The sequence below is a fragment of the Ruminococcus sp. 8Y-12 genome, assembly GCF_058119865.1.
Window position 1 is genome coordinate 1,590,356 of record NZ_CM176623.1, and the last position, 21,259, is coordinate 1,611,614.

The window sequence follows — 21,259 nt, forward strand, 5'->3', positions numbered from 1 at the left end:
GACGTTGGCGAAGAGAAAGAAGAAACAGAGAGGGAAAGAAGCAAAACCTTTTGATCCGTCCATTGACACCGGGGCAAAGAGACCTGTCACGGCAAGGGTGGCGGTCGGGGATGTAAATGACAAGTACAGTGACTATCCCTCCAACGGTCTGACCCCGGGAAGGCTCGCCCGGATATTCCGGCAGGCGGATGAGGGTGATGTCAGGGCACAGATGGAACTCTTTGAGGAGATGGAGGAGAAAGACACGCACCTCTTCTCACAGATGCAGACCCGAAAGCTTGCCGTGACCGGACTGGACTGGGAGGTTCAGCCATTCTCCAAGGATGACCGGGACAAAGAGATCGCGGACTTTGTGGATGAACAGCTCAAGAGCATCGAAAACTTTGACAATGTGCTGATAGATATGCTTGATGCGATTGGCAAGGGTATCAGCATCATGGAACTGAGTTGGGCGGTGGAGGACGGACACAACGTCATTGACGATATCGAGTATGTCCATCCTAAAAAACTGATATGGGACGGAACAACCGATGAGATGAAGGTATGCACCAAGGACTTCCCTTCCGGCATCGAGCTCCCTGAGAACAAGTTCGTGGTACACAGATACAAAGCGAAGTCGGGACATCCGAGCAGGGCAGGAGTCATGAGAGTTGTCTCATGGATGTACCTGTTCAAGAACTACGATATCAAGGACTGGGTGAGCTTCTGTGAAGTCTTTGGGATGCCTCTCAGACTTGGCAAGTACGATGCATCCGCGTCAGAGGATGACAAGAGACAGCTCATGGAAGCGATCATCTCCCTCGGAACGGATGCAGCCGGAATCGTGCCAAGCTCCACGATGATCGAGTTCATTGAGTCCAATAAGACCACGAGCGTAGAGATATATGAAAAGCTTGCGAGATACTGCGATGAGCAGATGTCCAAGGCTATCCTCGGACAGACACTGACCTCAGACAGCGGAGGCGGAAGCTACGCTCAGTCAAAAACCCACAACGATGTCAGACATGACCTGACGGTGGCAGATGCGAAAGCTCTTGCCGTGACGATCAGGCGAGACATCATCCGCCCTCTTGTAGAGTTTAACTTCGGAGAGGATGCGGAGCTGCCGTTCTTCACATTCGACTGCCAAGAGGTGGAAGATCAGAAGGAGACGGTGGAGATATACAAGACCCTTGTCTGCGACATGGGACTTGAGATTCCAAAGGGACATATATACAAGAAGTTTAGCATCCCGGAACCGGAAGAAGGTGAGGAAGTACTGAAGCCTCCGGTCAAACAGATGGCTCCTGCGGTGGCAGGCGGCTCGGAAATCCTTCCGGAAAAAACTTCCCCGGAGGATGTGAAAGCCCTGAAGGATGGAGTTGATGAGCAGCAACAGGTTGATGGAATCGTGAGCATGGCAAACAAACAGGCAGCGGACATCTTCCGTGAGATGCTCAAACCGATTCTCAAAGTAATTGACACAGCTTCGGACATGGATGAACTGCAAGCAGTCCTGAAGGATGAGGCAAAGCTCAAGAAACTATATGGACAGATGGAGAGTCCGGAGCTTGATGACATGATACAGCAGGGGATATATCTGTCCCACCTTGTAGGAAGGAGCATGGACTGATGGAAGCTAAGTATGGACTATCCCGGGACTTCATCTTCAAGGATGCCGTGAGGTTCCTGAAGGGGAAGAGAGCGCTGACAAGCGAGGAGTACAGGCTCCTTGATGATGAGAGCAGGGCAAAAGCATTCACAGTATCCGGATACACAAGCCTTCAGATGCTTCAGGAGTTCCTTGACTGCCTGACAAAGGCGGCAGAGGAAGGAACAGCAAAGGAGCAGTTCCTGAAGGATATGAACAACTTCCTTGAGGAGCATGGATACGAGGGGATGAACCCGTGGAAGAGTGACAACATCTTCCGGACGAATATGCAGACGGCTTTTAATGCCGGACATTACAAGAGTATGACCGATGAAACGACCAAGAAGATGCGACCGTACTGGCAGTATAAGACAGCCGGAGATGGACACGTCAGGGAAACACATCAGGCGATGGCTGAGAGGGTGTTTCCGGCAGATGACCCGATATGGGACGTGTGGTACCCTCCCAACGGATTCCGGTGCAGATGCATGGTCGTGAGCCTGACAAGGGCACAGGTAGAAAGGAGAGGGTTGACCGTTGAGCATGAGATACCGTATGACGTGGACTACTCCACAGGGGAAATCATCCCGGCTTTTCCGGACAAGGGCTTCTCCAATAACCCGGCTAAGGCGGCATGGAAGCCTGATATGACAAACATATCAGAGCCACTCCGTGAGATGTTCAAGGAAAGAAATGCAGCAAGGAAACAGTGAAGCGTCACAAGACGCTCAGAACGAAGAAAAGGTTCTAGGTGGAGAAATACTCACCCACGAACAGAATACCGCGTTATAACGCGTGATAACGCGGTCAAAACGCGAATTAAGAGGTAGCAAGCATGGGCGAATGGAAGGTATGCGCCGGAGAAGGGGTAGAAGTATCCGGTGTACCCAGTGAAATCAAGATACTTCCACTTGGACGAGTCCATTCCCAAAAAGGGGACTTCACAGTAGATGATGAGAGTGTGGAACTCATCAGAAAGCAGTTCAAGGACAGGAAGCTTGACCTAGTGATTGACTATGAGCATCAGACACTTGCGGACGTACAGGCTCCGGCAGGCGGATGGATAAAGGATATCTACAAAGGCGATGACGCGCTGATCGCTAAGGTCGAATGGACACCGAAGGCTACAGAGTACCTGAAGAATAAAGAGTACAGATACCTGTCCCCGGTTGTCATGGTAAGAAAGAGAGATCAGAAAGCTACGGCACTCCACTCCGTGGCTCTGACAAATACCCCGGCTATTGACGGGATGTTCCCTGTGGTGAACTCCCTGACGATAGAGGACTATTCAGAAGGAGGAACAACAATGGATTTGAAGGAAATCGCAAAAGCCCTTGGGCTTCCGGAGACCGCAACCGAAGAGGAGATCAAGAAAGCGGTAGAGGAAGCAGGCAAAGCAGCACAGAAAATCAAAGAGATGGAAGAGAAGGGTGATGGTGGCACAGACAAAGGCGGAGACGCTCCTGCGGAGGTTGTAGCCAATAGCACCATCCTGAAACTGCTTGAACTGGATGAGAATGCTAAGACAGAAGACGTTGCAGCTTCTATCATGGCTCTGAAGACAGGTGGAGACAAGGTGACAGCCGCAACCGTACTCGCCCTGAAGGAGAAGATTGAACGCAAAGAAGCGGATGAAGCTGTGCAGCTTGCCCTCAAGGAAGGCAAAATCACCGCAGCACAGACGGAATGGGCGAAAGAATATGCCCTGAAGGACGCAGATGGCTTCAAGAAGTTTATGGAGAAAGCTGTGGCAGTGGTTCCACAGGGCAAGATGGCTCTGAAGGATGCCCCGGCTGACAATACCAAGACGGATGATGTTGATATGGCTATTCTGAAGAACTGCGGCATCTCCAAGGAAGACATGGAGAAATACTACAAGAAGGAGGACTAATCATGATCAGAACAGGAAATGAAAAGACAGGCAACAGCCTGCTTAACATCCCGGTGAAAGCCAGACAGACACTGACTGAGTGTACCATCGCCGTGATCAATGCGGAAGGCTATGCCGAAACTGCGACAAAGGCAGTGGGAAAGATTGTGGCAGGATGTGTGCAGCGTTTCTGCGATAACGCAACCGGAGCGGATGGAGCTGTCACGGTAGAAGTCAAGCGCGGAACATTCGTGTGGGAGAATGATGGAACCATCAAGAACACTGACCTGCTCAAGCCTTGCTATATCAAGGATGACGTGACAGTGAGCCTGACTGCGGAGGGTTCAAGCTATGCCGGAATCATCCTCGCAGTGGAAGATGACGGTGTGACCGTTGACATGATGACCCAGTAGAGGGAAACAGTTACAGGAAAATAAGGAGGACTAGAAAATGATTGTAAATCAGGCAAATTTGCACGGACTGGCAGTCGGCTACTCAACAGCCTACAACAAGAGCTTTGAAGCTACACAGTCCAATTATCAGAAGATCGCCACCACGGTTCCGAGCACCACAGGCGAGCAGGATTATAAGTGGCTCGGACAGATGCCTCGAATGAAGGAGTGGATTGGCGAGAGGGAAGTACAGAGCCTTGCAGCATATGACTACTCTATCAAGAACAAACCTTTTGAGATGACCATCGGGGTACCAAGAGATGATATCGAGGATGACAAGTACGGAGTGTACACCCCACTCTTCTCAAACATGGGAGAAGCTGCCGCGCTGCATCCGGATGAACTCACGTTTGGCGCACTGATGAATGGGTTCACAGCAAAGTGCTATGACGGAAAAGCCTTCTTTGCGGCTGATCACAAGATGGGCGGTGTTACATACAGCAACTTAGGAACACAGGAGCTGTGCATGGAAAGCTATAAGGCTGCGAGAGCTTCCATTATGAGCATTCGTGGAGACAAAGGAAAGAGCCTCAAGCTCGTGCCTGACCTTCTTGTGGTATCGCCTGCAAAGGAAGAGGAAGCAAGAACCATCTTGGAAGCTGAACTGATCAATGGCACAAGCAACATCATGAAGGGTACAGCAAAGCTTCTTGTGGAGCCGGAGCTTGCAGAACATCCGGACTATTGGTTCCTGTTATGCACCAACCGATTCCTGAAGCCTATCATCTATCAGGAGAGAAAGAAGATCAAGTTCACTTCCTTCACTAAGGATACCGATGAGAATGTGTTCATGAACAATCAGTTCATCTACGGAGCTGACGGTCGTAGCAATGCCGGATATGGCTTCTGGCAGATGGCATATGGTTCCACCGGAGCAACAAAGGCGCAGGGTTAAGGAGTAATGATATGGGATATTGTACCACGGGCGAAGTGCTCAAAATGATCAAGGAAGACATGGTGAACTCCATCATCGGAGATGAGTATATCGAGGACGCGGATGAGAAGCAGCAGAAGATCACCGCCCTGTGCGAGGATGCGATCAGCGATGCCTGCGCTGAGATTGACGGGTACCTTGCCAAGCGGTACAAGGTACCATTCACGAAGACACCACAGGTCATCAACAAGCTCGCGAAGGATATTGCTGTATATAACCTTGTGTCGCGTACAGGAATAGACGAGAGCGAGAGGGAGAAGACCTTCCTGAATCGCTACAATGCAGCCATCAAGTTCCTGACGGAGGTTGCCAAGGGCACCATCAGTGTAGGAGCTGAGGATGAGGCTGTAGGCAGTGGGAATGCAGCCAACGGCTTCAAGATGAAGTCTTCAGGGCGAATATTCTCAAGGGACAGCATGAGAGGATGGTGATTGGATGTCATCAATCAGGGCAGAGATGTCCGGAGATACAGATGCACTGCTCCAACGTCTCAATAAACTGAAGAGCCTTGAGAAGCGTGGGGTTCTGAACTCCATCGCTGAGGGACTCCGCACCTCAACGGTCGAGAGATTCCAAAGCGAAAAGAGCCCGGAGGGAGTCGGATGGACACCTTCCATCCGGGCAAGAGAGTCAGGCGGCAAGACGCTGACCGATACGACAACATTGAAGACAAGTATCCACTCGCAGGCAGATGAGAGCGGACTTGCAGTCGGCACGAATGACATAAGGGCTGCCACACTCCAATTCGGTGACGAGAGAACTATAAGAGCTAAGAATGCGAAGTATCTCACCTTCAAAGTTGGAGGGCAGTGGCGGAGAGCTGCTTCTGTCAGGATAAGCATTCCACCAAGACCATTCCTTGGTATCAGTGATGAAGACGAACTTGATATCCGGGAGAGCTTGGAGGAAATATTCAAGGAGTAAGACATGAAGAAAGAGAAAGACTACCTGATCGCAAAGCTGAAGGAGTCCGGAATCAAAAGTCAGGTCTACACCACAATGAAAAAGCTGAAGCAGGCGAACGAGTCACACCTTGGCGCAGTTCTGCGAAACGGGGAGACTCTCGCACGCTCAGGCTCAAAAAGAAACTTTGTAGACCAAGAGGGGCAACGGAAGCGCAGGGTCAAGCTGTGGAGCAGGGACACAAAGCTCCGGGTGATCATCGCAGATGCCTCGGAAGAAAAGTGTGAGGAGATTTTTGAGAAGTTTCTCAGACTGATCGGGAAGGGCATGGAAGATGATGGAAACTGGGTGAATATCGTAGTAGGTGAAGCGGACTGGGTTGAAGAGGGCGATAGTGTCCTGAAGGCAAAGATAGCTGTACAGTTCGATGTCACATTTGAAGGCGGTATATATGCCGACTTCACGAAGAAAGCGGTGGAGATCGGCAATATTCAAAATGGAGGATAAAACATGGCAAACAAAGAAACAGCCTACATGAGCATCGAAGAGCTTAGAGATAAATACAAAGTATCAGATGCCATGTTTGAAGGCGTAAAAGCAGCAAAGAAATGGAAGTCCGGCAGACAGGTCGAGGAGAATGAGTTCACCAAGGCAGTTGAGGACTTCAAGACAGCACCGATTGACGGTAGAAAAGAGGAGGCGAAGGGATAATGTACGGAGATGTAAATGTAACCGTAGAAGACGGGAACCTTGGACGTAGCAGCTCCACAGGAAGCGGTGTACAGTTCAAGATCGGTATTTCTAACATTGAGAGCGCAACCCCTATCCTGATCACTGGCAGCATGGATGCAAAGAAAATCAAGGAGAAGGTTGGCAACACTCCGCTCGCGGATGCCTGCATCGACTCCGTGGAGAATGGAGCAGCTACGATCTACTGCATCCCGGTCAAGGCAACCACAGACGGAACCATCGGGGAAGTCAAGGCAGTCAAGACAGGAGAGGGAACCCTCGAAGTGAGCGGAAAGCCCAACAATGCATACGACATTGTGATCAAGGTCACAGATGACGGAGAGAACAATGAAGCCGGGTATGCATACTCCTTAGACGGAGGCAATACCTTCAGCGAGGAAATGACAGTCCCTCTGAATGGAGAGGCAGTCCTTGCCAATACCGGGCTCACCGCAAAGTTCACGGAAGCAGCCGGAGGAGACAGCTTCAAGGAAGGAGATACCTTCAGCTTCTCAACGACAGCCCCGTCCATGAGTAACGCGGATGTGATCAGCGCGGTAGAGAGCCTGATCAACAACAACACAGCCTTTGAGTATGCTCACATTGTGGGTACATCCTCAAGAGCTCTGTGGGCTTCCCTTGCAAGCATCGCCAACGACTTCCTCACAAAGTACAAGAGACCTCTTTTCTTTGTGTGTGAGGCAAGAATGAAGAGAAGCAACGAGAGTCTTGATGAGTATGTTGCAGCAATGCAGGAGGAAAGAAAAGGCATCAATAACATCTATATTCAGGTAGTCTGCTCCAATTCGAGATATCAGAGAATGGATGGCAGAGTACAGGATATCAATAATGCAGGGATTGCCTGCGGACTATATTGCAAAGCAAAGGAATCGCAGAGCATCGGAGAGGTGAAGAGCTTCCCTATCTCTGAGGCAAAGATGCTCAAGCTTCTTCCGGAAGGAATCGAGGACTATATCGCAATCTTGGACAAAGCAAAGTACCTGACCTTCAGACAGTATGTCGGCAAGGAAGACTACTATGTGACAAGCGCGAACATGATGGCTCCGGACGGTAGTGATTATGCATACGCGGAAGATGTCAGAGTGTCCAACAGACTTGTGAAGGCGGTCAGAGCATATGCACTCAATGAACTTCAGAGCGAAGTTGACCCGGGAGATTTAGACGCGAGCATCTCTATCCTTCAGGCAAACCTCAATACTCCGGTGGAGGACGCTGTAGATGATAAGATCATCAGCTCCGGAAGACTTGAGATCGACACGGAGAACCTCAATATCCTTGTGGATGAGTCGATTGACGTGAGGGTGACATACGTGCCGATGGGACACGTCAGAGAGATGAACCTGACCTTTGCAGTAGAGAACCCTGTATCAGCATCTTAGGAAGGAGGTAGAACAGGATGGCAAACAAACAGTTAGTTAATGGAAAAGTGTATGACTGGTCGAGTGTGACCATTTCCACATCCGGCATGGAGAATATCGAGCCGACAGAAATCTCCTACGATGATGAGCAGGAGAGTGAGGCTGTATATGGAAAAGGCGGCAAGATCAGAGGCTACGGTACCGGAAATCAGAAGAACTCCGTGAAGCTGAGTATGCTCCGCGAGGACTTCAATGAGATGTGCCGTGTGATCAAGAGCAAGGGATATAAGAACTTCTATAAGTACGTTATCCCGAAGATCACGGTATCCTATGCGGATGAGGGAGCGTCCACCTGTACCGATACCCTGACAAAGGTTGTCTTCTCGAAGCGAAGCTTCAAGGCAGCACAGGGAGACAAGTCCATGAAGGTAGACCTTGATGGAATGGCAATGGGCGGCATCAAGATCAATGACCTTGATGCGTAAATTCACAAAATAAATGTCAAAAATATGGAGGTAAATATCTATGAGTAACGCAGTATTAACGGAGAATGAAGAGAGATTATTCGGAGCAGCCAAGGAAGCTGAAGCTGAAGCTGCACAGGAGACAAAGAAACAGGATGTTGAAGAACTGAAGAAGAAATACACAGGAAACGGTCAGAAGATCTACACGATCACAAACACTGTAGCTGTAGATGATGACACTGAGGAAGAGTTCACTTTCCTCTTCAGAAAGCCGAAGCCTGCATCCTATGACAGATATGTCAAGACAATCTCAAACAGCGCAAGCAAGGCATCCAAGACCTTCGCCTTCGATAATATCATTGATGAGCAGAGGGATGAGTTGAAGGATACTCTGGAAGAGTATCCGGCTATGGCAATCTCCCTCGCGGACAAGCTGCTCCGTATGCTCGGACTTGCTGACACAACATCAGTAAAAAAGCTGTAGACGATGCGAAGGAAGCGTTCAAAGAGAACTTTATAGCCTATGGGAAGATGCTGATATACAAGTATCTTCCCCGGGAAATTGTTCCGGAAAGCTTTGAGGAGCTGACATTTGAAGAGTTCTATGATCTGTATGCTCAGGCGGACTGTGCAAGAGAACTGATCATAGACGAGATCAGGGCAGGAGTTGCTCAGGGTATAGCTGACAATTTTACAGACGAATAAAACAAAAATCCCACAGCCGGGAGCTATGGGATTCTGTACACCTCTATGGTCTTCTAAGGGATAGTATATCACATCACATAAAAAAAGCAACTAGGAGGTGGTTGCATGGGTATGGAGTCTGTCTATAAATTGTCGGTACTTCTTAACGTAGTAGACAACCTGTCCGGACAGATGAACACGATACAGGGAAATGTATCCGGAAGCATCCAAAAGCTTGACTCAGCCTTCGGAACCATGCAGAAAGCCGGGGCAGCTCTGACGGGAGTTGGTGGAGCTATCCTCGGAGTGGGAACCAAGTTGGTGACATCCACCTTCGATACACAGAATGCACTCGGAGAACTGTCATCACTGGGAGTTAAAGACCTGAAGGCAGTAGAAGATGCAGCAAAGAGCTTCTCAGACACATGGGCAGGAACGAGCAAAGCTGACTTCATCACAGCATCTTATGATATTAAGTCAGGTATAGCATCGTTGACGGATGAGGGTGTGGCTCAGTTCACACAGTTGGCAGCCTTGACAGGTAAAGCCACCAAGTCCACCACAGAGGAGATGGGCTCACTGTTTGCTACAGGATACGGTATCTACAAGGGTGCCTATGATGACCTGTCAGACCTTGAGTTCGGTGAGATGTTCTCCGCAGGAATCGCTACGGCGGTTAAGAATTACAAGACATCAGGTTCGGAGATGGCGAGTGCGATCAGTGCGTTGGGAGCTACGGCAACGAATAACAACGTGCCACTTGAGGAACAGCTTGCTATCCTTGGACAGTTACAGACAACCATGTCGGGCTCTGAAGCCGCGACAAAGTACAAGTCCTTTCTGAATCAGGCAACGAAAGCAGGAGAGGCACTCGGATTGCAGTTGACGGATGATAACAACCAACTGCTCTCCACACCGGAAATCCTCGAAAAGCTGAAAGGAAAGTACGGAGAAACCATAGACGCAGTAGAGAAGAAAGAGCTGAAGGATGCCTTCGGAACAGATGAGGCGGTTGCCATGATCGACCTTCTCTACAACAACGTGGACTCCCTGACAACCGGAGTGGATGACTTGTCGGCATCCATGAAGCAGGGGTCATCAGTCACAAAGGAGATGGCAGAAGCCATCAACAACACGCCCGAGCAGAAATTCCAAGTGCTAAAGCAACAGATACATAACAATGCGGAGGAACTTGGAAACGGACTACTTCCTGCGGTCAATGACACAATGGATAAGGTGAGCGGTCTGATCAAGCGCGGAGGCGAGTGGATAAGCAACAACCAACAGACGGTACAGACCATCATGAACATAGCTTTGAAGCTTGGAGTATTCCTTGTGATAGCCGGAAGCGTGATGGGAATAGTGGGAAGCCTCGGCAAGCTTTTCTTGTCGATGAAAAACACGATCGGGATAGTGAAGACCGCGGTGATGGGACTCAACACAGCATTCCTTGCATCACCCGTGACATGGGTCATTGCCGGGATAGTTGCCCTGATAGCGATATTCGTTGTCCTATGGAACAAGTCGGAAGCCTTCCGGAACTTTTGGAAGGGACTATTTGCACAGGTTCAAAATGCAGTACAACAAGCATGGACGAGCATACAGCCTGCGCTACAGAAACTCGGACAGAAGCTGACCGAACTATGGCAGGCGGCACAGCCGATCATCCGGATTATAGAAAAAGTCGGAGCCGTTGTCCTGACTGTCCTTGGTGCTACTTTTGCCGGGGCAATACAGGGAGCACTCTCAGCACTGACCCCTCTGATCAATGCACTGACAAGCTTCACATCATTCGTGACCAACGTAGTGAATGCGGTCGTTGCACTATTCCGGGGTGATTTTTCAGGAGCTCTCGACTTTGCATCAGCCGCAGCCGATGATTTTAAGAACTTCATCCTGAACGGATTCGATGCGATCCTCTCATTTATCGGTGGCTTTGCATCCGGATTCTTGGATGCGGTGGGCGGTGCCCTGTCCGCAATCGGAATTGATGCGTCAGAGACGATATCGAAGATGAAGGATACCGTGAAAAACGGGCTTGAAGCTGTGAAGGGATTCTTCGGAAATATCTTAGGGGCGGCATCCGATACGGTCAAGGAAAAGCTTGGCAACATGAAAGCTGCATATGAGGAACACGGTGGTGGAATCAAAGGTGTGGCAGCCGCAGCTATGGAAGGTGTGAAGGGGTATTTCACATCAGGATACACCTTTATAGACAACCTGACAGGCGGCAAGCTTACGAGCATCAAAAACTCAGTAAGTGAGAAAATGTCCGGAGTTGCGGAGACGGTATCATCCAAGATGTCCGCAGCGAAGGAGTATGCATCAACGCAATTATCGGCAATGCAGGCATCTTATGAGTCTCACGGAGGCGGCATCAAGGGTGTGGCAGCCGCAGCTATGACAGGCGTACAGAATACGTTCTCGACAGCATACTCGGCACTGGACACTATGACGGGCGGCAAGCTTTCAAGTATTAAAAATACTGTGAGTGAGAAGATGTCCGGGGTTGCAAACGCAGTGTCAACCGGAATGTCAGCAGCCAAGAACTACGCAACAACACAATTATCTGCGATGCAGGCATCCTATCAGTCACATGGTGGGGGCATCAAGGGCATCGTGGCAGCAACAATGACCGGGGTGCAGGGTACCTTCAGTACAGCGTACTCCGCGATCAACACATTAACAGGAGGAAGGCTTGAGAGTGTCCGCTCTACGATCGCTAACAAAATACAGTCAGCGAGAGATACGGTCAACTCCGTGCTTGAAAGCATCAAGTCGGCATTTTCGTCTAAGCTTCAGGCGGCTCATTCAGTAGTGACCGGAGCAATATCACGAATCAGGTCAGCCTTCAATTTCTCGTGGCATTTGCCTAGCCTGAAACTCCCACACATCAGTGTGAGCGGAGGAGTTGCTCCTTTTGGAATTGGCGGAAAGGGTTCCCTGCCGCATTTCTCTATCCAGTGGTACAAGGATGGAGGTATCTTGAACGGAGCTACGATCTTCGGACAGATGGGCGGTAAGATGCTCGGAGGCGGAGAAGCCGGAGCTGAGGCAGTCCTTCCGCTTGCCACTCTGTGGACAAAGATGAAGGAAGTTGTCGGCAACGTAGTCAAGGGCGAGAATGAGGAGAGTAAGTCAGATGTACAGCAGACAGGCGCGAGTATTACAAGCGCACTGACATCCAAGGCTTCAACCTTTAAGCGCGAGAAAGAGACAACCACAACAACAAACAGGGAGACAATAACTACAGAGAGATGGGGAAAGAACGGAAGCATGAGCATCAACAGTATCCACTTCACGGTAGACATCAGCAAGATCAAAGACTTGCCATTGCTCTACAAGCTGATAGATGAGCTGAAGGATGCACAGAACCGGACGGATGTACCTGTCAATGCGTAGGAGGTGAAACAAGGTGCTTTATGTAAGAGACAAGGTAGCAAAGCTTGGGAATGTGATGCTCGGAGGAGAAGTCACGAGCGTGGAGATCACGGAAGCCGGAAGCGTATATGTGGCACAGGATGAAAAGGGGCGGTATAAGAAGTCCCAACCTGTGGGATATGAAAATGGCAAGGTGAACATTGATATCCTGCTTGAAGACATGAGCGGATACTCCACGCTTGCACAGCTTAGGGATATGCAGAATCTCTTTAAGGGGAACGGGCAGGACAAGCCGAAGCTCCTTCCGATCGTCAACGATGACTGTGCTGCAAGAGGAATCACGCAAGTGTATTTCAAGACCCTGACATCCAAGAAAGTGATCTCAGAAAGTAAGAGAATCGCCACCTTAGAGCTGTGGGCTCCGAACATTGGCACGGTCAAAGTAATCAAGAAAAAGAAGAGCACCAAGAAAAAGAAGAGCACCAAGTCAAAGAAAGGCAAGAGTAAAAAGAGTAAGACAAAGAGCCCTGCAAGGGATAGCCGGAGCACAAACAGAGCTAAGAAAAGGGCTAGGAAGATAACCAAAAAGAGGTAGGAGGTGAGTGGCTTGGGAGAGAAGAAATTGATATCCCCGGAATTTAGGGTGACAGTCGGAGAGTATGAGATCAAGGACGGGGTAGAGGTGGAGTGCTTCTCAAGCCGCGAGTCTCATATTGATTGGTGCCGGGTGGAACTGTCACCGAGGCTTCAGGGACTAATACAGTTCAAAGACATGGATGAGGCTCAGGTGGAACTTGGATATGAGGATGACTTCGATACGCTGATAGATGGATATGTCCGGTGCAACGGAAGTGACTACTGGAAGGAAATCATGATCAAGGATGACATGATGAAACTGGAAAGGGCAACTGTGAAGGGGACGTTCATTGACTGCACACCACAGGATATCATCCGGTACATCCTGACACGGGCAGGAATAACAGCTTACGAGCTGACGGATGAGGTGTACGGCAAGAAAAAAGTCTACTCAATAGAGGAGAAGAGCGGAACGGCTGCAATAGCAGAGATCAATAGCTCATGGGGGATAAGCAACCCATTCTTCTTCCAAGAGAAGATATTTCACTGGGGAACCAAGAAGGAACAAAAAGAAGTATATGTCCTCGAAGAGGACGAGACGATCATCTCACTGAATAAGTATGGCGATATGTGGGAAGCTGAGACAATAGCCATCCCGTGGATACACCATAGTCAGGAGGTTATCGTGGAACACAGTAAGTACAGCGGTACCGTGGTTGTTGAGAAGACGATCGTTCGGAGCGATGACTCGGGGGCTGTACATATGTATATCTATTGGAGGTGATTGACGTGTCGGATATGATGAAGAACTTTGTGAAACAGGAGCTTGATGATCAGATCAAGACAAACTATCCACACATGAGATATCCTCCGTGTATTTATGCGAGGGTGGTGAAGGCTTCCAAGAAAGAAGATGTCTACACCGTTACTCTCAAGATTCTTGACAAAAACAAGCAGACAGACACACGATTCCCGGAGGTTCCAATGGTATCCACGAAGGTTCCTGTGGAATCCGGAGACATCGTGGTTGTGATGCTACTATACGGAGAATGTGACCCGTATATCGTGGGGAGGTGTGACTGATGCAGATGGTGACAGAAGAGGATGTTGACCTCATGCTTGATGCAGATGGTCAGCCTACAGCCGGGACAGATGGTCAGTCAGAACTTGCTGAAGATGATATGTGTTGGCTCCAAGACCTGAAGAACGAAGCTCTCACGGAGGAAGGAGAACTCTTCTACGAGGATGAGGAGGGAAACGGAAGCTATGGCTTCGGTATGCTCGACTTTGGTCAGGAAGAGTTCGATGAGTTCACAAAGCTTGAGATACAGCAGAGGATAAGGTCGAAGATGTCAAAACGCAGCTACATTGATGCGGCAAGCATCAACATTGATGTGAGCTTTGAGGGGCACAGCTACAAAGCCCGGGTGACATTCAAAAGAAATGACAGCAACACGGTGTACGGTATAAGCATCGAAAGTGACGGAGTGGAGGTGATAGTAGAATGATAGATGAGGACATCATGGAGAAGATCATACCGATTCCTGACGAGGAAGAGGAAATGGAAAACATAGAAGCAGAGCTTGCGGAGGCGGACTTCCCGATCACGAACTTCAAAAAAGGCGGAGTGTTCTATCATATCATCCGGATGTTCGTGACCCTGTTCATCGAACTGAAACAGCTTGCAAGGACGATCTTGAACTCCTGCTTCATCCTCCATGCACAAGGAGATTGGCTTGAGATCAAAGCGGCAGACTTCTCCAAGAGCCTGAAGGAGGCTGTGAAAGCGAGAGGCTATGTGACAGTGTACCGGGCAGAATATGACAATGCCGTACAGGTAACAAAAGGGCATTGCTTCAAGACAGAGCCGGATGCATCAGGCAACGAGCTGAAGTTTTACGCTGTGGAAGATACGGTCATAGATGCCGGAGCTCAGACCGGGAAGGTGCTTGTGGAAGCGGAAGAACCGGGAACCTACTACAATGTAGCACCGGGTAAGATAACTATATCCATGATACATATTGATGGAATGGACTATGTAACCAATGAAAAAGAGTGGCTGATCAGGGAAGGAGCTGACGTGGAAGACTACGAAGACCTGAGAAGCCGATGCACAAGTAGTTGGGCGGAGCTTGCGACAAGAACGATTGAAGAAAAACTCAGAAACGCTGCAAGGTCAGTGCCGGGTGTACTGGATGCAAGAGTGGACGCACAGCATCCAAGAGGTCAGGGTACCGTTGATATCATCATCACGAGCTCTGCCGGGGAAGCATCACCGGAGCTGACAGCAAAAGTTGAGGAGGCAGTCGAACCTCTGAAGGGACAGTATGCGGACTATCTTGTCCGATCGAGTGAGGTGGTGGTGCAGGACATCAATGTGATCATATACCTTGCACAATATGCTTCAACAGATGGAGTAAAAGAGAAAGCACAGAACATCATCACCAACGTCATGAAACTGCCGAGAGATGAGATGAATACCCTGTACAAGGACAGTATCATCAGTGCTTTGTGTGAGATTGAGAACTACAGGAAGACGGTGTTCAAAGCCCCAACAGAAGATATGGAACTCAGTGGAGATAAGGTGATCATGGCAGGGAACATCACCGTGGAGGTTAAAAATGTAAAGGGAGAGTGATAAGATGGAAAGCTTTATTGAATATATGTGGTACCTCTTCACCTCTCCTTTTAAGAAGATCAAGAAAACCCTGAATCACTGGTACACCCTGTGCAAAGTGTTCGGGAAAAGGCTTGATGAATGCAAAGAAGACCTTCTCCGGGCAAGGGATGAAGGCATGGTTGCAACCTGTAGCGATGAGATGCTCCCGGTACACGCAGCAGACCGAAACCTGAGCAGATACACCGGGGAATCACCGGATAACTTCCGATCACGAATAGCAATGTATGAGGAAGTGTGTCAACTTGGAGGACTGAATGAGGGCATTATCCTCGCGGTAAAAGCTCTCGGATACACCAACCCGGTCATCCGAAGTGCAAGGGACTTCAAAGGTGATGCAACGAGGTGGGCGGAGTTCTACCTGATCATTGTCATGAACGTGGATGAAGAGCATCCGATCGCCTTTAGTATCCTGAGAAAGACTGTCCGGCAATGGAAAGAGGTTGAAGCCAAAGACAACTACTATATGGAATACAAGACGGAAGTCAAAGAGCCTCACACGGGGGCATTCCAAAGAGTGGACTATAAGAAGTTTATCTACTTCTATGATTATCTGAAACTTGATGGAAAATGGCAACTTGATGGCAGCCATCTCCTTGATGCAGTGGTACATGGTTATCCTACACGAATCGGATACCTGTACCGGAGCAGATACGAGCAGCATTCCGCAGGACTGTCAATGGCATCCTTCCGGAACAAGCATACACTGATCACAACAGTGAGTGCAAAGATGGGGTTCCGGGCGTATGCAAATTACTTCGAGGGCTTCTATCTGAAGACGGATGGGAAATGGCAGCTTGATGGCAGCCACACACTGGATGCCTTAATATACAACGGGGATATCCGGTGGGGCACTGGGTACCGGGTGGAGCATGAGCAAAATATCCGGATAAAACAGCAGTACAGGGCGCGTAGTGTCAGCAACAGATATGAAATAAGTCGGGAGAATGTGGCGTACAGGCTCACGATAGACTTCTTTGAGTACCTGAAACTCAATGGACTGTGGAATCTCACAGGGTCGAGAGTGATGGATTCTCAGAGAGTAGAGTATCCGACAAAACAGTCCTATAAAACGGCAGTACACAACAAAGAGAATCTGACCGTCACATGGCACGAAGAACACAACCTCTTCTTCCTTGACGGTACATGGAGCCTTGATGGTTCCAAGATCATAGACGCATATCAAAAAACGGAGGTAATGTAGAAATGGCAACAAAAAGCGTTATCACAAAGATTCGTAGAAAAAAGATGGCTGAAGCGAGCCATACTACAGGAAAGATCGCGAAGATCACCCACATCGCCCTTGGAAGTGGCGGAGTGGATGCAAACCGCAAGGTGATCGAGCCTCTTCCTGAGAACGTAAGACTTAAACATGAGGTGATCAGAAAACCATACACGTCATCTACAAAGGTGTCAGAGACGAGCTATGAGTATGTGATTAAACTCGAAGAGAATGAGCTTATCGGTGTAGAAATCAGCGAGATGGCTCTGATTGATGAGGATGGCGATGCGGCTGCGTTCTCAAACTTCTTGGCAAAAGGCAAGGATGAGACGGAAGTGACATTCACCATTGAGGATAATTACTAGGAGGTGTAGAAGATGGCAAAATTGAACGCATCGAGAAACCCTACATTCAACACAGAGATGGAAGCAATGGAGAGAACTACTCCGGGACACTATTCTGAATGGAACAAGAGACATCAACAGCTTCTTGACAATGACCAGTACCTGAAAGATCAGAAAGATGATGAAGGCTTCAGCGTGGTTGATGGCAAGCTGTGTGTAACATATGAAAGAGAGGACTAAGAAGATGAGCAAAATTACAGAGCCGATGTTATTAGATTCAACGGGCAAGGAAATCGTGGAGAAACTCCACACACAGAATATGCTTCTGAACCTTATGGCAGGAGCAGCAATGGAAGGTACAACGAGCATGGCTGAGATCAGGAAGATCGTGCAGGCAGGCAAAGCATCTGAAGTGTACAACATCGGTGATCAGATCGTGGTGCCGTGGACAGATGTGACTACCGGACAGAAATATGAAGCAGTGGGAGATATCGTCCACTTCGGAAATGTAACTTTGAAGGATGGCGAAGAGGTTCCGGGTATGTTTATCCAGTGGCATTATGCGACTCCATTCGGTGTACAGTTTGACAACAACGAGGCATTCTATACAGCGAGTGAAGCAGAACTCCCGGCAGGAACCTACAACATCACGGTTGGAGCTAACTGGGGAAATAACTGCAAAACTGGCGAGAAATATCAGTTTGTACTCACCAAGCCTGTACCACAGGGCGGTATGCTCGTAGGATTTTGGGGAATGCCTGACAAGACCCCGGCAGAGTGGAGAGTCAGCTCCTACAGGGACGGAGCATCCACGGAAGCAATCGAGACCGTGAGCGTAACAGCAGGCTCCGCAGGAACATCCCTCGGTACATTTACTCCGGCAGGAGATGGCTCTCTTAACAGTCTTCACCGCCTGAGCTATGGATATAACAGGTGGTCACAGAGTGCTATGAGACAGTGGCTCAACTCTGACAAGCCTGCCGGACAGTGGTGGACATCTCAGAATAAGTTTGATCGCGTACCGGAACAGCACGCAACAAAAGCAGGCTTTATGAGCGGCTTTGAGAAAGAGTTCCTTGACTGCATTCAGCCGATCAAGGTAGTGACTGCCCTTAATACAGTATCTGACAAGGCAGACGGGGAAACAGAGGTCACATATGACACATTCTTCCTTCCATCCTTGGAACAGATGTACATTACCCCTCAGCTTGCCGGAGAAGGCGATGTTTGGGAATATTGGAAGAGAGCGTCCGGGATGTCAACAAAGATGCAACAGTGGCAGACATATCCTCAGATCAGAACCTATGCGATTGAGAGCCACACATCAGCGCAGGCCGTGCGCTTGCGCTCGGCTCGTCGTGACGGCGCGTGCGATACGTGGGGTGTGTACAGCTCGGGCGGCGTCTACGGCAGCGGCGCAGTCTTCGCGCTTCGCTGCGCCCCGGTTTGTGTTATCTGCTAATCGCGGCATCATGTATCATCCCCTGCACCCACGGATGCAGGGGATAGACCAAAAAGAGAAGGAGGACATGGTGTGGCAGTAGCAGAAGGCGAGAGAAGCCAAAGCAAACTTGAAGTCATAGTGAGAGCCTTGGACTTGGCAACGTACACTATCAGGATAACAAACAATCAGAAGATATTCCTACCGGAATACAGAAGCTCCCTGACCGATGATATCATCAGGACAGCAAAAGACATCTACATTGATGCATGGACAGCCAACAACATTCTAGTAAAGTCTGCGGATGACTGGAAGATGAGAAAAGCCCTTCAGGAGAGAGCTGCCCGGAACTGTAACAATCTTCTTGCACTGATACAGCTTGCAAAGACGATCTTTCACTTGAAATCAAAGCGAGTGAAATATTGGAGCGAGAAGACCATTGATGTGAGAGGATATCTGAGAAGTTGGAGAGATGCAGATAGTAAACGCTACGGCAAATAGCCGGAGCTTTACCATAGGGATGTAGGCTGTAACGCAGAACGTGCGCTTGCGCTCGGCTAATCGTGACAACGCGTGCAATACGTGGAATGTGAACAGCTCGGGCAACGTCAACAACAACAACGCAGTCAACGCGCTTCGCTGCGCCCCGGATTGTGTGGTATTAAGGACATACAAACTATCTCACAGAGATGGAGTCCGACCAATCTAACACAAGGAGCCGAGTTCCCTGCCAATAGGCAAAACAATACTATGATGATGTAATCACCGCCCTGATCGGGAGGTGTGCGCTATCAACATCATGGAAATGAATTGAATAATGAAGAGGATATCATAGGGTTTGAAGCCTTGTTTGAGTCCATGCAGAAATGTAAGAAAGGCGTTATGTGGAAGGGGTCAGCCGCCCACTACGTCCTCAATGGACTGGAAGAGACCCTGAAGCTTGAAAAACAGCTCAAAACAGGGACATATAAAGCAAGGCAGACAACGAAGTTCAGAGTGACATACCCTAAGCCGAGGGATATCGTGAGTATATGCTTCAGAGACCGAGTATATCAGCGGAGTCTCAATGATAATGCCATCTATCCGGCAATGACCAAGAGCTTCATCCAACATAATTGTGCCTGTCAGAAAGACAAGGGCACGGACTATGCAAGGGCGGTGCTTGATGAGTTCCTACATCGACATTACAGGAAGTACGGACGGGCAGGCGGAGTCTTGCAGGTGGATGTACATGGATATTATCCCAACATGAAGCATCAGGTCGCAAAGGACAAGTTCAAGAAACACCTTGAGCCGGACATCTACAAGCGAGCGGAGGCAGTACTGGAAGATCAGTATGAGGGCGATGTCGGATATAATCCGGGAAGTCAGATGATACAGATAGCAGGAATCTCCGTACTTGATGAATTAGATCATTTCATCAAGGAACAGCTCGGAATCAAGAGATATCTGAGATACATGGATGATTTTCTGCTGATACACGAAGACCTTGAGTACCTTGAATACTGCAAAGACAAGGTGATCGAGAAATTGGCTGAATATGGCTTTGAACCGAACCCTAAAAAGACAAAAGTGATACCGATAACAGAAGAAATCCTCTTCCTTGGTTTCTATTACAGGCTGACAGAGACCGGGAAGATAATCATGAGACTGAATCCGGCAAATGTGAAGCAGGAACGCAAGAAATTATACAGGCTAGTGGCTAAAGCTAAGAAAGGCGAGTCATCAAAGGCTAAAGTTGATGAATGCTTCAACGGATGGAAAGACCACGCAGCAAAAGGAACCTCCTACCAACTTTTGAGACGGATGGAGGCATATTATAAGGAATTATGGAGGAATCAAGATGGAATATCGACAGATCAAAACAAGCGTTTATGAAGAACGCGAAAAAGAGAACATGAGAGCCACCATCGCAGAACAGGCAGCCATCATTGACTATATCGCTCTGATGACGGATGTTGAGCTCCCGACTCAGGATGCAGGCATGGAAGAAAGCGAGGTACAATAGTATGACAACACAGAAACCACAGAAACAGACGGAACACAGCAGAAACTTTGAAAAGTACAAAGGATATTATGATCACGGCTTTTGGAATGCCAAGATGCTCAAGAACGCGGTAGTGAAGAAAGCTATCACAGCGGATGAGTTCGAGGAAATTACAGGAGAGGCTTATACAAAATAGTGAAAATGCCTGCCACGGTATCCGGACACACCGACCGGATGACTTTGGCAGGCTTTTATAAAGGAGGCAGCCTTGAGACGTATTGAGATTAAGATAAGGCTAAACGTCCCGGAATCAAGTGCGATTCTGAATGACATCAGCCGCTTGATAGAGCGGTACCTGAAAAGGAATAAAATTGAATTTCACAGCATAGATGCAAGGGTCAAATTCGATGATGATGAGTAACGTTATTCTCATCGAATGTGTCAAAAAATGAGAGGGCGAAAGCCCTCTTTTTGAGTCTGTTTTCCGGGAACTATTTCCGAAAAGTTTTTGACAACGATTTTGAGAATCTGTGACAAAAATTTTGAGCAGCTACAGACATTATGGGGATTTTAGAAGGAGGTTTTA

Annotated in this window: 28 protein-coding genes; all 28 read left to right on the forward strand. The window is 48.8% G+C overall.

Annotated features, from left to right (window positions below; translation table 11 throughout):
- The first annotated feature begins 4 nt into the window (after positions 1–4).
- On the forward strand, positions 5–1,612 hold the full coding sequence (locus AC0THY_RS05975; RefSeq protein ID WP_489993538.1) for a DUF935 domain-containing protein: 1,608 nt from the start codon (positions 5–7) through the stop codon (positions 1,610–1,612).
- Positions 1,612–2,343, forward strand: a complete 732-nt coding sequence (locus tag AC0THY_RS05980) for a phage head morphogenesis protein (protein WP_489993539.1) — start codon at positions 1,612–1,614, stop codon at positions 2,341–2,343. Before AC0THY_RS05975 ends, AC0THY_RS05980 begins: the two co-directional genes overlap by 1 nt.
- Positions 2,344–2,465: 122 nt before the next feature.
- Positions 2,466–3,521, forward strand: a complete 1,056-nt coding sequence (locus AC0THY_RS05985) for a phage protease (RefSeq protein ID WP_489993540.1) — start codon at positions 2,466–2,468, stop codon at positions 3,519–3,521.
- A 2-nt stretch (positions 3,522–3,523) separates the two neighbouring features.
- Complete coding sequence (locus AC0THY_RS05990; protein ID WP_489993541.1) at positions 3,524–3,913, forward strand: hypothetical protein; 390 nt, start codon at positions 3,524–3,526, stop codon at positions 3,911–3,913.
- Positions 3,914–3,950: 37 nt separating this feature from the next.
- Positions 3,951–4,847, forward strand: coding sequence for a Mu-like prophage major head subunit gpT family protein (locus AC0THY_RS05995; protein WP_489993542.1), 897 nt, complete (start codon positions 3,951–3,953; stop codon positions 4,845–4,847).
- An 11-nt stretch (positions 4,848–4,858) separates the two neighbouring features.
- Entirely contained in the window at positions 4,859–5,317 is a 459-nt protein-coding gene (locus AC0THY_RS06000) for a gp436 family protein (protein WP_118561309.1), read from the forward strand.
- A gap of 4 nt (positions 5,318–5,321) precedes the next feature.
- Positions 5,322–5,810 (forward strand): phage virion morphogenesis protein, encoded by a 489-nt coding sequence (locus AC0THY_RS06005; RefSeq protein ID WP_118561311.1) that lies wholly within the window; start codon positions 5,322–5,324, stop codon positions 5,808–5,810.
- 3 nt (positions 5,811–5,813) lie between these two features.
- Positions 5,814–6,296 carry an SON protein gene (locus AC0THY_RS06010; RefSeq protein ID WP_489993543.1) on the forward strand — a complete coding sequence of 161 codons (483 nt, stop codon included), beginning with the start codon at positions 5,814–5,816 and terminating at the stop codon, positions 6,294–6,296.
- 3 nt (positions 6,297–6,299) lie between these two features.
- Entirely contained in the window at positions 6,300–6,500 is a 201-nt protein-coding gene (locus AC0THY_RS06015) for a hypothetical protein (RefSeq protein WP_215715767.1), read from the forward strand.
- A complete protein-coding gene (locus AC0THY_RS06020) occupies positions 6,500–7,918 on the forward strand; it encodes a DUF2586 domain-containing protein (protein ID WP_489993544.1) in 1,419 nt (472 codons plus the stop codon). Before AC0THY_RS06015 ends, AC0THY_RS06020 begins: the two co-directional genes overlap by 1 nt.
- 17 nt (positions 7,919–7,935) lie before the next feature.
- Complete coding sequence (locus AC0THY_RS06025; protein ID WP_215715769.1) at positions 7,936–8,382, forward strand: hypothetical protein; 447 nt, start codon at positions 7,936–7,938, stop codon at positions 8,380–8,382.
- 40 nt (positions 8,383–8,422) lie between these two features.
- Positions 8,423–8,845, forward strand: a complete 423-nt coding sequence (locus tag AC0THY_RS06030) for a DUF6848 family protein (protein WP_489993545.1) — start codon at positions 8,423–8,425, stop codon at positions 8,843–8,845.
- A 47-nt stretch (positions 8,846–8,892) separates the two neighbouring features.
- Positions 8,893–9,066 (forward strand): hypothetical protein, encoded by a 174-nt coding sequence (locus tag AC0THY_RS06035; RefSeq protein ID WP_199877081.1) that lies wholly within the window; start codon positions 8,893–8,895, stop codon positions 9,064–9,066.
- 105 nt (positions 9,067–9,171) lie between these two features.
- Positions 9,172–12,447 carry a phage tail tape measure protein gene (locus tag AC0THY_RS06040; protein WP_489993546.1) on the forward strand — a complete coding sequence of 1,092 codons (3,276 nt, stop codon included), beginning with the start codon at positions 9,172–9,174 and terminating at the stop codon, positions 12,445–12,447.
- A 13-nt stretch (positions 12,448–12,460) separates the two neighbouring features.
- Complete coding sequence (locus AC0THY_RS06045; protein WP_489993547.1) at positions 12,461–13,021, forward strand: hypothetical protein; 561 nt, start codon at positions 12,461–12,463, stop codon at positions 13,019–13,021.
- Positions 13,022–13,033: 12 nt separating this feature from the next.
- A complete protein-coding gene (locus AC0THY_RS06050) occupies positions 13,034–13,786 on the forward strand; it encodes a hypothetical protein (RefSeq protein WP_489993548.1) in 753 nt (250 codons plus the stop codon).
- 5 nt (positions 13,787–13,791) lie between these two features.
- Positions 13,792–14,085 carry a hypothetical protein gene (locus AC0THY_RS06055; protein WP_118561365.1) on the forward strand — a complete coding sequence of 98 codons (294 nt, stop codon included), beginning with the start codon at positions 13,792–13,794 and terminating at the stop codon, positions 14,083–14,085.
- Positions 14,085–14,510 (forward strand): DUF2634 domain-containing protein, encoded by a 426-nt coding sequence (locus AC0THY_RS06060; RefSeq protein ID WP_178787602.1) that lies wholly within the window; start codon positions 14,085–14,087, stop codon positions 14,508–14,510. The genes AC0THY_RS06055 and AC0THY_RS06060 overlap by 1 nt, the downstream gene beginning before the upstream one ends.
- The gene (locus AC0THY_RS06065; protein WP_178787605.1) at positions 14,507–15,640 is read left to right on the forward strand and encodes a baseplate J/gp47 family protein; all 1,134 of its coding nucleotides are present in this window, start codon (positions 14,507–14,509) and stop codon (positions 15,638–15,640) included. The genes AC0THY_RS06060 and AC0THY_RS06065 overlap by 4 nt, the downstream gene beginning before the upstream one ends.
- Positions 15,641–15,644: 4 nt before the next feature.
- Entirely contained in the window at positions 15,645–16,883 is a 1,239-nt protein-coding gene (locus tag AC0THY_RS06070; protein ID WP_489993549.1) for a hypothetical protein, read from the forward strand.
- 2 nt (positions 16,884–16,885) lie between these two features.
- Positions 16,886–17,266, forward strand: a complete 381-nt coding sequence (locus tag AC0THY_RS06075; protein ID WP_489993550.1) for a phage tail-collar fiber domain-containing protein — start codon at positions 16,886–16,888, stop codon at positions 17,264–17,266.
- A 12-nt stretch (positions 17,267–17,278) separates the two neighbouring features.
- A complete protein-coding gene (locus AC0THY_RS06080) occupies positions 17,279–17,485 on the forward strand; it encodes a hypothetical protein (RefSeq protein WP_489993551.1) in 207 nt (68 codons plus the stop codon).
- Between the two features lie 4 nt (positions 17,486–17,489).
- Positions 17,490–18,707: a DUF6273 domain-containing protein gene (locus AC0THY_RS06085; RefSeq protein WP_489993552.1), complete on the forward strand. Its 1,218-nt coding sequence runs from the start codon at positions 17,490–17,492 to the stop codon at positions 18,705–18,707.
- Positions 18,708–18,779: 72 nt separating this feature from the next.
- The gene (locus tag AC0THY_RS06090) at positions 18,780–19,187 is read left to right on the forward strand and encodes a four helix bundle protein (RefSeq protein WP_118561335.1); all 408 of its coding nucleotides are present in this window, start codon (positions 18,780–18,782) and stop codon (positions 19,185–19,187) included.
- A gap of 309 nt (positions 19,188–19,496) precedes the next feature.
- A complete protein-coding gene (locus AC0THY_RS06095) occupies positions 19,497–20,564 on the forward strand; it encodes an RNA-directed DNA polymerase (protein ID WP_489993553.1) in 1,068 nt (355 codons plus the stop codon).
- Positions 20,530–20,694, forward strand: coding sequence for a hypothetical protein (locus AC0THY_RS06100; protein ID WP_489993554.1), 165 nt, complete (start codon positions 20,530–20,532; stop codon positions 20,692–20,694). The genes AC0THY_RS06095 and AC0THY_RS06100 overlap by 35 nt, the downstream gene beginning before the upstream one ends.
- Position 20,695: 1 nt before the next feature.
- Complete coding sequence (locus AC0THY_RS06105) at positions 20,696–20,869, forward strand: XkdX family protein (protein WP_178529815.1); 174 nt, start codon at positions 20,696–20,698, stop codon at positions 20,867–20,869.
- Positions 20,870–20,941: 72 nt separating this feature from the next.
- Complete coding sequence (locus tag AC0THY_RS06110) at positions 20,942–21,094, forward strand: hypothetical protein (protein WP_215715779.1); 153 nt, start codon at positions 20,942–20,944, stop codon at positions 21,092–21,094.
- The last annotated feature ends 165 nt before the right edge of the window (positions 21,095–21,259 follow it).

Excerpts from the sequence above, each read along its gene's own strand:
- AC0THY_RS06020 (WP_489993544.1), top strand. The coding sequence starts at position 6,500 with ATGTACGGAGATGTAAATGTAACCGTAGAAGACGGGAACCTTGGACGT.
- AC0THY_RS06070 (WP_489993549.1), top strand. The coding sequence starts at position 15,645 with ATGGAAAGCTTTATTGAATATATGTGGTACCTCTTCACCTCTCCTTTT.
- AC0THY_RS06015 (WP_215715767.1), top strand. The coding sequence starts at position 6,300 with ATGGCAAACAAAGAAACAGCCTACATGAGCATCGAAGAGCTTAGAGAT.
- AC0THY_RS05985 (WP_489993540.1), top strand. The coding sequence starts at position 2,466 with ATGGGCGAATGGAAGGTATGCGCCGGAGAAGGGGTAGAAGTATCCGGT.
- AC0THY_RS06085 (WP_489993552.1), top strand. The coding sequence starts at position 17,490 with ATGAGCAAAATTACAGAGCCGATGTTATTAGATTCAACGGGCAAGGAA.
- AC0THY_RS06105 (WP_178529815.1), top strand. The coding sequence starts at position 20,696 with ATGACAACACAGAAACCACAGAAACAGACGGAACACAGCAGAAACTTT.
- AC0THY_RS06060 (WP_178787602.1), top strand. The coding sequence starts at position 14,085 with ATGCAGATGGTGACAGAAGAGGATGTTGACCTCATGCTTGATGCAGAT.
- AC0THY_RS05995 (WP_489993542.1), top strand. The coding sequence starts at position 3,951 with ATGATTGTAAATCAGGCAAATTTGCACGGACTGGCAGTCGGCTACTCA.
- AC0THY_RS06035 (WP_199877081.1), top strand. The coding sequence starts at position 8,893 with ATGCTGATATACAAGTATCTTCCCCGGGAAATTGTTCCGGAAAGCTTT.
- AC0THY_RS05990 (WP_489993541.1), top strand. The coding sequence starts at position 3,524 with ATGATCAGAACAGGAAATGAAAAGACAGGCAACAGCCTGCTTAACATC.
- AC0THY_RS06025 (WP_215715769.1), top strand. The coding sequence starts at position 7,936 with ATGGCAAACAAACAGTTAGTTAATGGAAAAGTGTATGACTGGTCGAGT.
- AC0THY_RS06100 (WP_489993554.1), top strand. The coding sequence starts at position 20,530 with ATGGAATATCGACAGATCAAAACAAGCGTTTATGAAGAACGCGAAAAA.
- AC0THY_RS06075 (WP_489993550.1), top strand. The coding sequence starts at position 16,886 with ATGGCAACAAAAAGCGTTATCACAAAGATTCGTAGAAAAAAGATGGCT.
- AC0THY_RS06030 (WP_489993545.1), top strand. The coding sequence starts at position 8,423 with ATGAGTAACGCAGTATTAACGGAGAATGAAGAGAGATTATTCGGAGCA.
- AC0THY_RS06080 (WP_489993551.1), top strand. The coding sequence starts at position 17,279 with ATGGCAAAATTGAACGCATCGAGAAACCCTACATTCAACACAGAGATG.
- AC0THY_RS06010 (WP_489993543.1), top strand. The coding sequence starts at position 5,814 with ATGAAGAAAGAGAAAGACTACCTGATCGCAAAGCTGAAGGAGTCCGGA.
- AC0THY_RS06000 (WP_118561309.1), top strand. The coding sequence starts at position 4,859 with ATGGGATATTGTACCACGGGCGAAGTGCTCAAAATGATCAAGGAAGAC.
- AC0THY_RS06005 (WP_118561311.1), top strand. The coding sequence starts at position 5,322 with ATGTCATCAATCAGGGCAGAGATGTCCGGAGATACAGATGCACTGCTC.
- AC0THY_RS06040 (WP_489993546.1), top strand. The coding sequence starts at position 9,172 with ATGGGTATGGAGTCTGTCTATAAATTGTCGGTACTTCTTAACGTAGTA.
- AC0THY_RS06065 (WP_178787605.1), top strand. The coding sequence starts at position 14,507 with ATGATAGATGAGGACATCATGGAGAAGATCATACCGATTCCTGACGAG.
- AC0THY_RS05980 (WP_489993539.1), top strand. The coding sequence starts at position 1,612 with ATGGAAGCTAAGTATGGACTATCCCGGGACTTCATCTTCAAGGATGCC.